The organism is Pseudomonas sp. Emmai (assembly GCF_055179735.1).
The window spans coordinates 1,289,113-1,304,799 of record NZ_CM143685.1 but is presented as its reverse complement, the minus strand read 5'-3'; the positions used below and the strand labels follow the sequence as shown (position 1 = coordinate 1,304,799).

Genomic DNA, 15,687 nt, shown 5'->3' with positions numbered 1-15,687 from the left:
TTCAGCAAAAGAAGGGGACTGCTGCGCAGTCCAACGGAGGCAAGCCCCCTCGCCACAAAGGCCCGTCCCATCAAGGGATGTGTGGGGATCAGGCGGTTACGGCTTGATCCACCAGATGGCCGTTGTCTATTCGGATATGTCTTGGGTGGAAACGCTTCAGGCTGCTGCGATGGCCGACGCTGACAATGCTCAACCCCGGTATTTCATCGATCAACGCCTGGTACAGCGACGCTTCGTCCTCTTCATCCATCGCCGAGGTGGCTTCGTCCATGTATAGCCATTGCGGCGCGTAAAGCAGCGCCCGGGCGAAGGCCAGACGTTGCTGTTCACCCGGCGACAACATGCGCTGCCAGTGATTGGCTTCGTCCAGACGCGCCACCAGATGCGGCAAGCGGCAGGTTTCCAGCACTTCGGCATAACGCTCAGGCGTGTAGGTGTCGCCGGGCTGTGGATAACTCAAGGCTTCACGCAAGGTGCCAATCGGCAGATACGGTTTCTGCGGCAGGAACAGGTAACGCGCCGCCGGCAACCGAATGTTGCCGTGGCCCGCCGGCCACAAATGCCCCATCGCCCGCAGCAAGGTGGATTTGCCGCTGCCGGAACGCCCGCTGAGCATGACGCGCTCGCCCTCCTCCACGGTCATGTCGGCGTTGGTCAGCAAGTGACGGCCATCCGCCAGGTCCAGGCCCAGGTTGTGGATTTTCAAGTCCGAACCCTGGTTCTGCACGTCGATGGCCGGTGCACGCTCTTCGTTATCGCGCATGGCCTGATGGAAACTCAGCAGACGATCGCAGGTGGCACGCCACGCCGCGAGGTTCTGGTACGCACTGATAAACCAGCTGAAACTCTCCTGCACATTGCCGAACGCCGAACTGATTTGCATCAGCTCACCGAGTTCGATCTTGCCCGCGAAATAACGCGGCGCAGCCACCATGAACGGAAAGATGATGGCGGCCTGGCTGTAACCGGCAGTGAAGAATGTCAGGCGCTTGGACACTTTCATGATGTCCCAGAAATTGTGCCAGACCAGACCGAAACGGCTGCTCAAGCGTCGGTTTTCATTCGGCTCGCCGTTGTACAACGCAATGCTTTCAGCGTTTTCACGCACCCGGACCATGGAGAAACGCAGGTCGGCTTCGAAGCGTTGTTGTTGGTTATTGAGGCCGATCAAGCGACGACCGATCAAATGAGTCAGCCAGCTGCCGATCACGGCGTAGACCAGCACACACCAGAACATATAGCCGGGAATGGCGAAACCGAGCACTTCAATACTGCCCGACACGCCCCACAGAATGATCGAGAACGACACCAGGCTGACAATGTTGCGCAGCAAACCAATGCCCAGTTCCAGGGTGTTGGAGGTGAAGTTGTTGAGGTCTTCGGAAATCCGCTGGTCCGGGTTATCGGTGTAACCGCCCTGCTCCAGCTGGTAGTAATTCTTGTTGGCGAGCCAGCGGGCGAAATGCTTTTCGGTGAGCCACGCACGCCAGCGAATGGTCAGCATCTGCGTCAGGTAAAGGCGATACACCGCGCCGACAATCGCCACCGCCGCAATCCCGCAGAAATACAGGATCAGCCGCCAGAACGCTGCTTCATCCTTCTTTTGCAGGGCGTTGTAGAAATCCTTGTACCAGGTGTTGAACCACACCGAGATCCCCACGCTGAGCAGCGACAACGCAATCACCGCGATCAACAGCGTCCAGGCCTTGACCTTCTCTTCGCTGGACCAATACGGCGTGATCATCGCCCAGACCCTGCGGAAAAACTGCCCGCGCACCGCATCATTGACCGCGGAATATTCAGCGTTCTGATTCATGGATAAGGCTCGATAGAGAAAAGAACACACACGAACCGATCATAGATGATCGGTTCGGTTCCCCGCGAGGAGCGGCCTGCCTTCATTCAGCGCAGGTTCAGCGACGAACGGGACGCTTCTGCAGTTTGCGCTGCAGCGTGCGGCGGTGCATGCCCAGGGCGCGGGCCGTGGCGGAGATGTTGCCTTCGTGCTCGGTCAACACCCGCTGGATGTGCTCCCATTGCAGGCGATCCACGGACATCGGGTTTTCCGGCACCAGGGTGTCGAGGTCGGCGTGCTCGGACAGCAACGCTGCCAGCACGTCATCGGCGTCCGCCGGTTTGCACAGGTAATTGCAGGCGCCGCGCTTGATCGCCTCGACAGCGGTGGCGATGCTCGAATAACCGGTGAGGATCACCACGCGCATTTCCGGGTCGAGTTCGAGCAGTTTCGGCAGCAATACCAGGCCGGAATCGCCGTCCATTTTCAGGTCGAGCGCGGCGTAGTCCGGCAGGTCGGCCTGGGCGATGGTCAGGCCTTCTTCGGCGGAACCGGCGGTGCTGACACGAAAACCACGGCGGGCCATGGCACGGGCCATCACGCGGGTGAAGGTGGCGTCATCGTCTACCAGCAGCAAATGCGGCAGTTCTTCGCCTTCTACTTGGATCTCGTCACTCATGTTCGTCTCCTCGGGCGACACGGGGCAGGCGCAGCTCGGTAAGCGTGCCACCTTCCTCATGACTGTAGAGTTTCACTGAGCCGCCCGCGCGTGTCACGCTGGCCTTGCTCAAAAACAGGCCCAGGCCGAAACCTTTGCCCTTGGTGGTAAAAAACGGTTTGCCGATCTGCTCGGCGATGGCCAGCGGCACACCGGCGCCGTGATCGCGGATGCTGATGGTCAAGTCTTCGGCGTTCCAGTCCAGCGTCACTTGCAGCCCTTCGGGGCAGGCATCGGCGGCGTTGTTCAGCAAATTCAGCAGCGCCTGGGTCAAATCCGGCGGCGGTGCCATGCGCGGCACCGTGCCCTGGCCGAGACGCTGGAAGCGGTAACTGGCTTCCGGGCGCATCAGGTGCCAGCGGTTCAGGGCTTCGTCGAGCCAATCGGTAACGTCCTGCATCTCCACCGCCAGACGGCGATTGGCTTCGGCGGCGCGCACCAGTTGTTGCAAAGTCTCTTTGCAGAGTTTGACCTGATCCTGCAGCACCTTCAGATCATCCTGCAACAGCGGGTCGGGATGATCCTGCTGCATCTCTTTGAGCAGCACGCTCATGGTCGCCAGCGGCGTGCCCAGTTCATGCGCAGCGCCGGCGGCTTGCGTGGCCACGGCCAGCAATTGCTGATCGCGCAAGCCTTCTTCGCGGCGGATGGCGCGCAATTCATCCTGACGCCGCAGCTCTTCGGCCATGCGTGCGGCGAAAAACGTGATCACTGCCGCAGCGAGGGCGAAGCTCAGCCACATCCCGTACACCTGCAGGTTTTCCCGGGCAATCGGGAACGTTTGCAGCGGGTAGAACCGCGCCAGCAGCAAGGTGTACATGGCCAGGGCGATGCCGGACAGAATCAGCGAAAAACGCCACGGCAACGTCACGGCGGCGATGGTCAGCGGCACCAGGTAATAAGAGACGAACGGGTTGGTCGAACCGCCGGAGAAATACAGCAAGGCACTGTGGATAAACAGGTCGCAGGCCAATTGCACGGCATATTCGAGTTCGGTGACCGGCCACGAGGTGCGCAGGCGAATGGCGGTGAATGCACACAGCAGCATCGAACAGCCGAGGGTCAATGCCAGTTGAAACCAGGGCAAGGGCAGCAAATCGAACCAGTAGGCCAGCCCGACGGAGCCGGCCTGGGCGGCGAGTACCAAAGTGCGGATGAACGTCAGCCGCCAGAGATTCTGGCGAGTCGCGGAAGTGATTTGAACGGGGGCGAGCATGAGCTCTCCTGATGAGCGCTCCAGGCGGATCGCACGGAGTATAACCAAGCACGGGGGCTGGCAGGCAAAAGTGCGGCAAATGGACACATAGAAGCAGCGGCAAGTTTTAAGCGGCAAGCTGTAAGTTAAAAGCTTGTGGCTTGTAGCTTGAAACTTGCAGCTGCCCCATAGAGTCTGATGGTTTCACGCAGGCTCGGACCTTAACCCCTGCGCCCTTCCAAGGAGCTTTTCATGCACACATTGCGCCGCAGCGCCGCCCTTCTCGCCCTCAGCGTGGGCACCGTCGCCAGTCTCCCGGCCCTGGCCGCCGACGAACTTCACTACAACCAGATTGCCCTGCGCGCCGAAGTCAGCCAGGAAGTGGCCCGCGACCTGATGATCGTGACCCTCTACACCGAAGAACAAAACACCGACCCGGCCAAGCTCGCCGCCGACGTCAGCACCACCATGAACAAGGCATTGGCCCAGGCCAAGCAAGTCAAAGACATCACCCTGCGCCAGGGCAGCCGCAACAGCTACCCGATCTACGACACCAAAGGCCAGAAAATCACCGGCTGGCGTGAACGCGCCGAACTGCGCCTGGAAAGCTCGGACTTCGCCGCCCTGTCGAAACTGACCGGCGAACTGCTCACCGACCTGAAAATGGGCGGCATGGACTTCGCCATCGCCACGCCAACCCGCAAGGCCAGCGAAGACGCACTGCTCAAAGACGCCGTCACCGCGTTCAAGGCCCGCGCGCAACTGGCGACCGATGCGCTGGGCGGCAAGGGTTACAAAATCGTCAACCTGAACCTGAACAGCAACGGTTATCCACAACCCTACATGCGCGCGCCGATGATGATGAAAGCGGCGGGCATGGACTCCGCGCCGGTGACGCCTGAAGTTGAGGCTGGCACCAGCCAGGTCAGCATGACGGCGGATGGCTCGATTGAAGTGTTGATGACGCCTTGATTCAGTAGCCCGTACACACCAGAGCGCCTGATCGTTCCCACGCTCCGCGTGGGAATGCAGCAAGGGACGCTCTGCGTCCCAAGAGCGGACGCAGAGCGTCCGGGGAGGCATTCCCACGCAGAGCGTGGGAACGATCAATCAAACGGCGATCACCTGGCGTGACCGCCGTTTTTTATTGCCTGCGATAATCCGCCGGACGCCATCGCGTTCATGCCGTAATCGACCCGCGCCCTCCTCAACTATGCCCGGATAGAGCAGTCCCCCTCAAAAAACGATATTTCCGCCCGACCCGTCAACACAGCTACTCTCAGGGGTATACCGCTACCCAAATCCCCCGGGGACTCCATGGAAAGAACCACCGTCAAACCGCTGCTGCTCGCCCTCGCTTTAGCCACCTCCGCGCCGTTCGCCCAAGCCGCTACGACCCTGGTCTATTGCTCCGAAGCCAGTCCCGCCGGTTTCGACCCGAGCCAGTACACCAGCGGTACCGACTTCGATGCTTCAGCCGAGACGGTTTTCAATCGGCTCACCCAATTCAAGCGAGGCGGCACCGAAGTCGAACCGGGGCTGGCGACCAGCTGGGACGTGAGCCAGGACGGCTTGAGCTACACCTTCCACCTACGCCACGGCGTGAAATTCCACACCACCGACTACTTCACCCCGACCCGGGACTTCAACGCCGACGACGTGTTGTTCACTTTCCAGCGCCTGCTCGACCCGGAGAATGCGTTCCGCAAGGCTTATCCCGCCGAGTCGCCGTACTTCACCGACATGGACCTGAACAAGACGATCAAGAGTGTCGACAAGATCGACGAGCACACCGTGCGCTTGAGCCTGAACAACATCGACGCCGCGTTCATCCAGAACCTGGCCATGAGCTTCGCCTCGGTGCAGTCCGCCGAGTACGGCGCGCAGCTATTAAAGGAAGGCAAAGCGGCAGACATCAACCAGAAGCCAGTCGGCACCGGGCCGTTCGTGTTCAAGCGTTATCAGAAGGACTCGCAGATCCGTTACGCCGGCAACAAGGCGTACTGGAAACCCGAGGATGTGAAAATCGACAACCTGGTGTTCTCGATCACCCCCGACGCCGCCGTGCGCTTGCAGAAGCTCAAGACTGGCGAATGCCAGGTCAGCGGCTACCCGCGCCCGGCCGATATCGAAGTGATGGAAAAGGACCCGAACCTGACGGTGCTCAAGCAGGCCGGTTTCAACCTTGGCTTCCTGGCCTACAACGTGACCCATCCGCCGCTGGACCAGCTCAAGGTGCGCCAGGCGCTGGACATGGCCATCGACAAACCCGCGATCATCAAAGCCGTGTACCAGAGCGCCGGGCAACTCGCGCAAAACGCCCTGCCGCCGGCGCAATGGTCATTTGATCCGACTATCAAGGACGCGCCCCACGATCCGGCCAAGGCCAAGGCGCTACTGAAAGAAGCGGGGGTTGCACCCGGTACGACCATTAATTTGTGGGCCATGACCGTGCAGCGCGCGTCCAATCCGAATGCGCGGATGTCGGCACAGATGATCCAGCAGGATTGGGAGAAGGTCGGGATCAAGGCCAACATCGTCAGCTATGAGTGGGGCGAGTACATCAAGCGCGCCAAGAACGGCGAGCACGACGCGATGATCTACGGCTGGACCGGCGACAACGGCGACCCGGACAACTGGCTCGGCGTGCTCTACAGCTGCGCTGCGGTGAAAGGTAGCAACTACGCCAAGTGGTGCGACCCGGCGTACGACAAACTGGTCCAGCAGGCCAAGGTGTCCACCGACCGTGACGAACGGGTCAAGCTCTACCAGCAGGCGCAGAAAATCCTCAAGCAACAGGTGCCGATTACCCCGATCGCCAATTCGACGGTGTTCCAGCCTTTGCGCAAGGAAGTAACCGACTTCAAGATCAGCCCGTTTGGCCTCACGCCCTTCTATGGCGTGGGTATAAATAAGTAACACCGCGCCCCAGGCGGGTGCGCCATACGCACCCGCCGCCCCCTCGTGGGGCGCCGTTTGCACCGTAAAAAACGTGCGCAAACGGTCAAATGCGTCAATATTTATACATATGCGACATTAAGGTACGTTCGTGCCACTGTTTAAGACTTGTGGCCGTTCTGGATCTTGCAATGGGTATGGCCCCTGCATAAGTATCCGCAGGCACGACTCACGAGGTCGTCCTCTAATTCCAAAAATGACAACAAATCATGAGGCCACCATGCTTAAACACGCGGTCATTCCGTTTTTAGTCGGCGCCAGCTTGTTAGCTGCCGCACCTTTCGCCCAAGCGGCGACTAACCTGGTGTTTTGCTCCGAAGGGAGCCCGGCCGGTTTTGATCCTGGTCAGTACACCACCGGAACCGACTTCGACGCCTCTGCAGAAACCATGTTCAACCGTTTGACTCAGTTCGAACGTGGCGGCACCGCTGTCATTCCTGGTCTGGCGACCAGCTGGGACATTACCCCGGACGGCCTGACGTACACCTTCCACCTGCGTGAAGGCGTCAAGTTCCACACCACCCCGTACTTCAAGCCCACTCGTGAGTTCAACGCCGACGACGTGCTGTTCACCTTTAATCGCATGATTAACAAGGATGATCCGTTCCGCAAAGCGTACCCGACCGAATTCCCGTACTTCACTGACATGGGGATGGACACCAACATCACCAAGATCGACAAAGTCGACGACCACACCGTCAAGTTCACTTTGAAAGAAGTGGATGCCGCGTTCATCCAGAACATGGCCATGAGCTTCGCTTCCCTGCAATCCGCCGAGTACGCTGCCCAGCTGCTCAAGGAAGGCAAGGCTGCGGACATCAACCAGAAGCCGATCGGCACTGGCCCGTTCGTGTTCAAGAGCTACCAGAAAGACTCCAACATCCGCTACACCGGGAACAAGGACTACTGGAAGCCTGACGACGTCAAGATCGACAACCTGATCTTCGCCATCACCACCGACCCGTCGGTGCGCATCCAGAAGCTGAAGAAGAACGAGTGCCAGATCACCCTGTTCCCTCGTCCAGCCGACCTGAAAGCGCTGAAAGAAGACAAAACCCTGAAAATGCCTGACCAGGCTGGTTTCAACCTGGGCTACATCGCCTACAACGTGATGGACAAGGTCAAGGGCAGCAACGAGCCGAACCCGCTGGCTGACCTGCGCGTCCGTCAGGCGCTGGACATGGCTGTCAACAAGCCGCAGATCATTGATTCGGTTTATCAGGGCGCGGGCCAACTGGCCGTCAACGCCATGCCGCCGACCCAGTGGTCCTATGACACCACCATCAAGGACGCCAAGTACGACCCTGAGAAAGCCAAAGAGCTGCTCAAGGAAGCCGGCGTCAAGGAAGGCACCGAGATCGTCCTGTGGGCGATGCCGGTACAGCGTCCGTACAACCCGAACGCCAAGCTGATGGCTGAAATGCTGCAGTCCGACTGGAAGAAAATCGGCCTCAACGTGAAGATCACCAGCTACGAGTGGGGCGAGTACATCAAGCGTTCCAAAGGCGGCGAGAACCAGGCCATGATCATTGGCTGGAGCGGTGACAATGGTGATCCGGATAACTGGCTCAACGTTCTGTTCGGCTGCGACTCGCTGAGCGGCAACAACTTCTCCAAGTGGTGCGACAAGAAGTTCGACGGCCTCGTCAAAGAAGCCAAGCGCACGACCGACCAGGGCAAGCGCACCGAACTGTACAAAGAGGCGCAACACGTCCTCAAAGATGCAGTTCCAATGACACCTATCGCACACTCGACGGTGTATCAACCCATGCGCACAACCGTGCAGGACTTCAAGATCAGCCCATTCGGCTTGAACTCCTTCTACGGCGTCAGCGTTAGCAAATAAGATTTGGCAGCGGCGACGTGTTTAACGTCGCCGCTGCTTTTATCTGCCGGGAAAGTAGGAATTTACTGACAGCCAAATCCGCTGCGTACCACAGCAGAGGTTAAGGACGTGTCGGCTTTTCCTACGCGTTTTTCAGGCCTTTCCGCATTTACTGCCAGACCCACGGCCCCTACCGTCGGGTTCTGACCAGTTCATGCGTGGGCCCTCGGTTTGCTGCACATGGTTTGAGATCAATGAAGTCTCCACGTCCCCGGACGGGACGGCGGCTCATTGTTAAACACTAAAAGAGGGAGCGTCATGCGCCATACCTTGGTTTTATCCGCATTGCTGGGCACCGGCCTGTTGGCCGCCACTTCCATCAGCCAGGCCGCCAACAACAGCCTGGTGTTCTGCTCTGAAGGCAGCCCCGCCGGTTTCGACACGGCGCAGTACACCACTGCGACCGACAACGACGCCGCCGAGCCGCTGTACAACCGACTGGCAGAGTTTGAAAAAGGCGCCACCAACGTCGTACCGGGCCTGGCCACTCGCTGGGATATTTCCGAAGACGGCCTCACGTACACCTTCCACCTGCGCGAAGGGGTGAAGTTCCACACCACGCCCTACTTCACGCCAACCCGTGATTTCAATGCCGATGACGTGCTGTTCACGTTCAATCGCATGCTCGATCCGCAGCAACCTTTCCGTAAGGCTTACCCCACCGAGTTCCCGTATTTCAACGGGATGAGCCTGAACAAGAACATCGCCAAGGTCGAAAAGACCGGGCCGCTGACCGTGGTCATGACGCTCAACAGCGTGGACGCCGCGTTCATCCAGAACCTCGCCATGAGCTTCGCCGCCATCCTGTCGGCCGAATACGCCGACAAACTGTTGGCCGACGGCAAGCCCAGCGACATCAACCAGAAGCCGATCGGCACCGGGCCGTTCGTGTTCAAGAGCTACCAGAAAGATTCCAACATCCGCTACAGCGGCAACAAGCAGTACTGGGACCCGAGCCGGGTCAAGCTCGACAACCTGATTTTCGCCATCAACACCGACGCCTCGGTGCGGGTGCAGAAGCTCAAGGCCAACGAGTGCCAGATCACCCTGCATCCGCGCCCTGCCGATGTGACCGCCCTGAAGAACGACCCGAAACTCAAGCTGATCGAGAAGCCGGGTTTCAACCTTGGCTACATCGCCTACAACGTGCGGCACAAACCGTTCGACCAGCTCGAAGTGCGTCAGGCGCTGGACATGGCGGTGAACAAGCAAAGCATTCTCAACGCCGTGTACCAGGGCGCCGGGCAGTTGGCGGTCAACGCCATGCCGCCGACCCAGTGGTCCTACGACGACACCATCAAGGACGCCGCCTACAACCCGGAAAAAGCCAGGGAATTGCTCAAGGCTGCCGGCGTGAAGGAAGGCACCGAAATCACCCTCTGGGCCATGCCGGTCCAGCGCCCGTACAACCCCAACGCCAAGTTGATGGCCGAAATGCTCCAGGCGGACTGGGCGAAGATCGGCCTCAAGGTCAACATCGTCAGCTACGAATGGGGCGAGTACATCAAACGCACCAAGAATGGCGAGCACGACGTCAGCCTGATCGGCTGGACCGGTGACAACGGGGACCCGGACAACTGGCTCGGCACGCTGTACAGCTGTGACGCCATCGGCGGCAACAACTACTCCATGTGGTGCGATCCGGCTTACGACAAATTGGTCAAGCAGGCCAAGGTCGTCACCGATCGTGACCAACGCACCGTGCTTTACAAACAGGCGCAGCAATTGCTTAAGCAGCAAGTGCCGATCACGCCTATTGCTCACTCGACGGTCAACCAACCGTTAAGCGCCAAAATCGAAGGGTTCAAGGTAAGCCCCTTTGGTCGCAACGTGTTCTCGGGTGTCAGCATCGATCAATAACCGATAAGCCTGAAACGCTGAGGACGGATTCCGTCCTCACGCAAGCGTATTGCCGTAATTCGCCAAACAGGCCTGGAGCAAACGTTTGCGATGCCTTGAATGAGTTCAACCAAATAGTCGGATCACCAAAAAAGACCGGCATTAAAAAAAAGAAAGAAAGGAGCTTCACCCATGAAACTGAGCAGCACCGCGATTTTGGCCTTGGCCATCAGCAGCGTAACCGCCACGGCTTACGCAGAAACCCAGAGCCAGGCGTTCACCCCGGTTACCGTGAAAGAGAAAAGTGCCCAAAGCGAAGCCACGGGCTTTGTCGAAGGTCAATCGATCAGCGGCACCACGCGTAACTGGTACGCCAACGAACAGTTCAAGCGTGGCGCCAAGCTCCGTTACAAGGAAGACGGCGTACTGAAGGAAACGGATCGTCGTATCAACTGGGTCCAGGGCACGATCATCAAGTACAACTCGGGTTTCACTGAGGGTACTGTCGGCTTCAGTACTGAAGTCGCGGCTTACAACGCTATCGCCCTGGATCGTGACCGCAAGGATCTGGCATCTGCCAATGGCGGCGCACCCATTCCCGGTGTTGGCGGTCTCGGCAATAACCGTACCCTGACTAAAAATGGCGGCGACGCCGAGGGGCAGTGGAGCAAGCTCGGCCTGGCCAACGTCAAGGCCCGTTTCTCCAACACCACGCTGACCGCCGGCCGCATGAACTTCAGCAGCCCGATGGTCGATGTCATCGGTAACCGTCCACTGCCTTCAAGCTTTGAAGGTGTGGCGATCAAGAGTGAAGAACTGGAAAACCTGTCGTTTGACCTGGCCGCCTTTGATCGCAACTCACCGCGTACAGAAGAGAGCCAGCGTAAATTCCGTGCGGAATACGCCGACCACCTCGTTGAGGTCGATCACGTATACACCGGCGGTATCACCTACCAGCCGTTCGCCAGCCTGACCACCAGCCTGTGGGGCACCCAGGCCGAAGACATGTGGAACCAGTACTACTTCGGCGCCAGCCACGTATTGGGTGACAGCTCGGTGCTGAGCCTGACCACCGGCCTGAACTACTACAAGACCGTTGACGAAGGCAAAGCCAAGCTCGGCCAGATCGACAACGACACTTACTCGCTGTCGCTGGGCCTGACCCACCAGGCCCACAGCCTGACCTTCTCGTACCAGGAAGTGAACGGTAACGAATACTTCGACTACCTGCACGAAACCAACGGCATCTACCTGGCCAACTCCCTGCTGTCCGACTTCAACGGCCCGAACGAAAAATCCTTCCAGATCGCCTACGGCCTGAACATGGCCGAATACGGCGTTCCTGGCCTGAAGTTCAACATCTACCAGGCTCGCGGCTGGGGCATCGACGGTACTCACTATAAAGGTGGCGAGTACGACAGCGTGCGGGCGATGGACGGCGAACACCATTACGAATATGGCATCGGTACTTCGTACGCCGTGCAGAGCGGCCCGCTTAAAGCGACCACCATCCGCGCGACCTACACCGCCCACCGCGCCAGCGAAAACCAGGCCGATGGCAGCCTCAACGAGTTCCGTCTCGTGACCACCATCCCATTCAACATTCTGTAAAAACGCACGCCAACGGCTGACTCAAGATGAGTCGGCCGTTCGGCTTTTATCTGTTCAACCGATTGCAGAGGGTTCTTGATGAAAATGCTTCCCCTACGTGCGGCCATCGCTGCCGCGTTGCTGAGTGTCGCTGTTGGCGTCTCGGCCAAACCCTTGGTGGTCTGCACCGAAGCCAGTCCGGAAGGCTTCGACATGGTCCAGTACACGACTGCAGTCACAGCCGATGCGGTGGCCGAAACCATCTTCAATCGCCTGGCGGACTTCAAGCCCGGCACCACCGAAGTGGTTCCGGCACTGGCCGATTCCTGGGACATCAGCGAAGACGGTCTGAGCTACACGTTCCACCTGCGCAAAGGCGTCAAGTTCCACACCACCGAATACTTCAAGCCGACCCGCGACATGAACGCCGACGACGTGGTCTGGAGCTTCCAGCGTCAGCTGGACCCGAATCACCCGTGGCACAAACTGTCGAGCGTGGGCTTCCCGTACTTTGAAAGCATGGGCTTCAAGGAACTGCTCAAAAGCGTCGAGAAAGTCGACGACAACACGGTCAAGTTCACGTTGACCCGTCGCGAAGCGCCGTTCCTGGCCGACATCGCCATGGCCTTCTCCTCGATCTACTCCGCCGAGTACGCCGACCAGTTGTTGAAAGCGAACAAAACCGCCGACCTCAACAACAAGCCCGTCGGCACCGGCCCGTTCATCTTCCAGCGTTACGCCAAGGACGCTCAAGTCCGCTTCAAGGCCAACCCGGAGTACTTCCGTGGCAAGCCGCCGGCAGAAGCGCTGATCCTTGCCATCGCCACCGACAACAACGTGCGCCTGCAAAAGCTCAAGGCCAACGAGTGCCAGATCGCGCTGTATCCGAAACCGGATGACATCCCGAGCATCAAGAAAGACACCAACCTGAAAGTCGATGAACTGAACGCGATGACGGTGTCGTACATCGCCATGAACACCACCCACAAGTACATGAGCGACGTGCGGGTGCGCAAAGCCATCGACATCGCGTTCGACAAGGCCGCTTACGTCAATGCGCTGTTTGGCAAAGGCAATGCGACGGTCGCGGTCAACCCGTACCCGGACACCCTGCTGGGTTACAACCACGACCTGAAGAACCCGCCACGTGACCTCGACAAGGCGCGCGCCCTGCTCAAGGAAGCCGGCGTTCCGGAAGGCACCACCTTCACCCTGTTCACCCGCAACGGCGGCGGTCCGACCAACCCGAACCCGATGCTCGGCGCGCAGATGATGCAGGCTGACCTGGCCAAGGTCGGGATCAAGATCGACATTCGCGTCATGGAATGGGGCGAAATGCTCAAGCGCGCCAAAAACGGCGAGCACGACATGGTTTCCGCCGGATGGGCGGGCGACAACGGCGACCCGGATAACTTCCTGACGCCTATGCTCAGTTGCGAGGCAGCCAAAAACGGCGAAAACTACGCGCGCTGGTGCAGCGAGAAATTCCAGGCGCTGATCGACGAAGCCCGCGCTAAAGTAGATCCGGCCGAACGCGCCAAGCTGTACGAACAAGCCCAGGTGGTCTTTAACCAGGACCAACCGTGGATCAGCATGGCCCACACCCGTATGTTTACCGCAATGCGCAACAACGTAGAGGGCTACCACATTAGCCCCCTCACCACGAATAACTTCGCCACCACTCAGGTGAAGTAAATAAGAAAACGCCCGGTGTCTCTGATCCCAGAAACACCGGGCACGCCTAACCGGCTGATGAGGTAGCACACAAGATGTTTAGTTTTATTGCCCGCCGACTGGGGTTGTTGATCCCCACGTTTTTCGGCATCACCCTGCTGACTTTCGCGTTGATTCGCATGATTCCGGGCGACCCCGTGGAAGTAATGATGGGCGAACGTCGGGTCGACCCCGAAATGCACGCCCAGGCAATGGAACGCCTTGGTCTGAACAAACCCCTGTATGCCCAATACCTGGATTACATCGGCAAGTTGGCCCACGGCGACCTTGGCGAATCCCTGCGTACCCGTGAAAGCGTCTGGACCGAGTTCAGCTCTCTATTCCCTGCGACCCTGGAACTGTCCATGGCCGCGCTGCTGTTCGCCGGCATCCTGGGCCTTCTGGCCGGGGTGATCGCGGCACTCAAGCGAGGATCCCTGTTCGACCATGGGGTGATGGGCATCTCCCTGGCGGGATATTCGATGCCGATCTTCTGGTGGGGCCTGATCCTGATCATGTTCTTCTCGGTGTCCCTGGGCTGGACCCCGGTGTCCGGGCGGATCGACCTGCTGTACGACATCGAGCCGCGCACCGGTTTCATGCTCATCGACACCTTGCTGGCCGATGAGGTCGGTGCGTTCTTCGATGCCCTGCATCACCTGATCCTGCCGGCCATCGTGCTTGGCACCATCCCGCTGGCCGTTATCGCGCGGATGACCCGTTCGTCGATGCTCGAAGTGCTGCGTGAAGACTACATCCGTACCGCCCGCGCCAAAGGCCTGTCGCCGGCGCGCGTGGTGTTCGTGCACGGCCTGCGCAACGCGCTGATCCCGGTACTGACCGTGGTCGGCCTGCAAGTCGGCACGCTGTTGGCGGGTGCGGTCCTGACCGAAACCATTTTCTCCTGGCCCGGCATCGGCAAATGGCTGATCGAAGCCATTGGCGCACGGGACTATCCCGTGGTGCAGAACGGCATCCTGTTAATCGCCTGCCTGGTGATTCTGGTCAACTTCGTAGTGGACATCCTCTACGGCTTTGCCAACCCACGCATTCGTCACCAGCGCTGAGATCCTCATGACCATGACCACTCAAATTCCAGCGGCAGCAGTCGATCAAAGCCTGCTGTACCCGTCTCCGTACAAAGAATTCTGGCAAGCCTTCTCCAAGAACAAAGGCGCCGTTGCCGGCCTGCTGTTCATGCTGCTGGTGATTTTCTGCGCGATCTTCGCGCCGTGGGTTGCCCCACATAACCCGAGCGAGCAATACCGTGACTTCCTGCTGACCCCGCCGTCCTGGCTGGAAGGCGGGCAAATCCAGTTCCTGCTCGGCACCGATGAACTGGGTCGTGACCTGCTGTCGCGGCTGATCAACGGTTCGCGCCTGTCCCTGCTGATCGGCTTGTCGTCGGTGGTGATGTCGCTGATTCCGGGGATCCTGCTGGGTCTGTTCGCCGGGTTCTTCCCGAAGGTGCTTGGTCCAACCATCATGCGCCTGATGGACATCATGCTGGCCCTGCCGTCCCTGCTGCTGGCCGTGGCGATTGTCGCCATCCTCGGCCCTGGCCTGATCAACACCATCATCGCCATCGCCGTGGTTTCGTTGCCGTCCTATGTCCGTCTGACCCGCGCCGCGGTGATGGGCGAACTGAACCGCGACTACGTAACCGCCGCGCGCCTCGCCGGTGCCGGCCTGCCACGCCTGATGTTCGTCACCGTGCTGCCCAACTGCATGGCGCCGTTGATCGTTCAAGCGACCCTGAGCTTCTCCTCGGCGATTCTCGATGCCGCCGCCCTGGGCTTCCTGGGCCTTGGCGTACAACCGCCAACCCCTGAGTGGGGCACCATGCTGGCTTCGGCTCGCGACTACATCGAACGCGCCTGGTGGGTGGTAAGCCTGCCTGGTCTGACCATTTTGCTCAGCGTGCTGGCAATCAACTTGATGGGCGACGGTCTGCGCGATGCGCTGGACCCGAAACTCAAGAACGCCGCCTGAGG

The 15,687-nt window shown here is 59.4% G+C and carries 11 protein-coding genes; 8 read left to right on the top strand and 3 right to left on the bottom strand.

From position 1 onward, the window contains the following. Positions 1 to 88 precede the first annotated feature (88 nt). The 3 genes from ACY4LX_RS05685 to ACY4LX_RS05675 form a co-directional block, all read right to left on the bottom strand. A complete protein-coding gene (locus ACY4LX_RS05685; RefSeq protein WP_463259397.1) occupies positions 89 to 1,816 on the bottom strand; it encodes an ABC transporter ATP-binding protein/permease in 1,728 nt (575 codons plus the stop codon). 97 nt (positions 1,817 to 1,913) lie between these two features. Then, the gene (locus ACY4LX_RS05680; RefSeq protein ID WP_007942792.1) at positions 1,914 to 2,474 is read right to left on the bottom strand and encodes a response regulator transcription factor; all 561 of its coding nucleotides are present in this window, start codon (positions 2,472 to 2,474) and stop codon (positions 1,914 to 1,916) included. Next, complete coding sequence (locus ACY4LX_RS05675) at positions 2,467 to 3,729, bottom strand: ATP-binding protein (RefSeq protein WP_149657610.1); 1,263 nt, start codon at positions 3,727 to 3,729, stop codon at positions 2,467 to 2,469. The genes ACY4LX_RS05680 and ACY4LX_RS05675 overlap by 8 nt, the downstream gene beginning before the upstream one ends. Positions 3,730 to 3,960: 231 nt before the next feature. Here ACY4LX_RS05675 and ACY4LX_RS05670 point away from each other — a divergent pair, with 231 nt between their 5' ends. The 8 genes from ACY4LX_RS05670 to ACY4LX_RS05635 all read left to right on the top strand — a co-directional run bounded on the left by ACY4LX_RS05670 (position 3,961) and on the right by ACY4LX_RS05635 (position 15,685). Continuing rightward, a complete protein-coding gene (locus ACY4LX_RS05670) occupies positions 3,961 to 4,680 on the top strand; it encodes an SIMPL domain-containing protein (protein WP_463259396.1) in 720 nt (239 codons plus the stop codon). Positions 4,681 to 5,025: 345 nt separating this feature from the next. Continuing rightward, on the top strand, positions 5,026 to 6,627 hold the full coding sequence (locus ACY4LX_RS05665) for an ABC transporter substrate-binding protein (RefSeq protein ID WP_463259395.1): 1,602 nt from the start codon (positions 5,026 to 5,028) through the stop codon (positions 6,625 to 6,627). Between the two features lie 259 nt (positions 6,628 to 6,886). Then, complete coding sequence (locus ACY4LX_RS05660) at positions 6,887 to 8,512, top strand: ABC transporter substrate-binding protein (protein WP_149657612.1); 1,626 nt, start codon at positions 6,887 to 6,889, stop codon at positions 8,510 to 8,512. Between the two features lie 297 nt (positions 8,513 to 8,809). Next, entirely contained in the window at positions 8,810 to 10,411 is a 1,602-nt protein-coding gene (locus ACY4LX_RS05655; protein ID WP_149657613.1) for an ABC transporter substrate-binding protein, read from the top strand. A gap of 171 nt (positions 10,412 to 10,582) precedes the next feature. Then, entirely contained in the window at positions 10,583 to 12,001 is a 1,419-nt protein-coding gene (locus ACY4LX_RS05650; protein WP_149657614.1) for an OprD family porin, read from the top strand. Positions 12,002 to 12,079: 78 nt separating this feature from the next. Further along, positions 12,080 to 13,675, top strand: coding sequence for an ABC transporter substrate-binding protein (locus tag ACY4LX_RS05645; RefSeq protein ID WP_463259394.1), 1,596 nt, complete (start codon positions 12,080 to 12,082; stop codon positions 13,673 to 13,675). Positions 13,676 to 13,749: 74 nt separating this feature from the next. Next, complete coding sequence (locus tag ACY4LX_RS05640; protein ID WP_288110469.1) at positions 13,750 to 14,760, top strand: ABC transporter permease subunit; 1,011 nt, start codon at positions 13,750 to 13,752, stop codon at positions 14,758 to 14,760. A gap of 13 nt (positions 14,761 to 14,773) precedes the next feature. Beyond that, on the top strand, positions 14,774 to 15,685 hold the full coding sequence (locus tag ACY4LX_RS05635) for an ABC transporter permease subunit (protein ID WP_149657744.1): 912 nt from the start codon (positions 14,774 to 14,776) through the stop codon (positions 15,683 to 15,685). Positions 15,686 to 15,687: the final 2 nt, after the last annotated feature.

Excerpts from the sequence above, each read along its gene's own strand:
- ACY4LX_RS05685 (WP_463259397.1), bottom strand. The coding sequence starts at position 1,816 with ATGAATCAGAACGCTGAATATTCCGCGGTCAATGATGCGGTGCGCGGG.
- ACY4LX_RS05680 (WP_007942792.1), bottom strand. The coding sequence starts at position 2,474 with ATGAGTGACGAGATCCAAGTAGAAGGCGAAGAACTGCCGCATTTGCTG.
- ACY4LX_RS05675 (WP_149657610.1), bottom strand. The coding sequence starts at position 3,729 with ATGCTCGCCCCCGTTCAAATCACTTCCGCGACTCGCCAGAATCTCTGG.
- ACY4LX_RS05670 (WP_463259396.1), top strand. The coding sequence starts at position 3,961 with ATGCACACATTGCGCCGCAGCGCCGCCCTTCTCGCCCTCAGCGTGGGC.
- ACY4LX_RS05665 (WP_463259395.1), top strand. The coding sequence starts at position 5,026 with ATGGAAAGAACCACCGTCAAACCGCTGCTGCTCGCCCTCGCTTTAGCC.
- ACY4LX_RS05660 (WP_149657612.1), top strand. The coding sequence starts at position 6,887 with ATGCTTAAACACGCGGTCATTCCGTTTTTAGTCGGCGCCAGCTTGTTA.
- ACY4LX_RS05655 (WP_149657613.1), top strand. The coding sequence starts at position 8,810 with ATGCGCCATACCTTGGTTTTATCCGCATTGCTGGGCACCGGCCTGTTG.
- ACY4LX_RS05650 (WP_149657614.1), top strand. The coding sequence starts at position 10,583 with ATGAAACTGAGCAGCACCGCGATTTTGGCCTTGGCCATCAGCAGCGTA.
- ACY4LX_RS05645 (WP_463259394.1), top strand. The coding sequence starts at position 12,080 with ATGAAAATGCTTCCCCTACGTGCGGCCATCGCTGCCGCGTTGCTGAGT.
- ACY4LX_RS05640 (WP_288110469.1), top strand. The coding sequence starts at position 13,750 with ATGTTTAGTTTTATTGCCCGCCGACTGGGGTTGTTGATCCCCACGTTT.
- ACY4LX_RS05635 (WP_149657744.1), top strand. The coding sequence starts at position 14,774 with ATGACCACTCAAATTCCAGCGGCAGCAGTCGATCAAAGCCTGCTGTAC.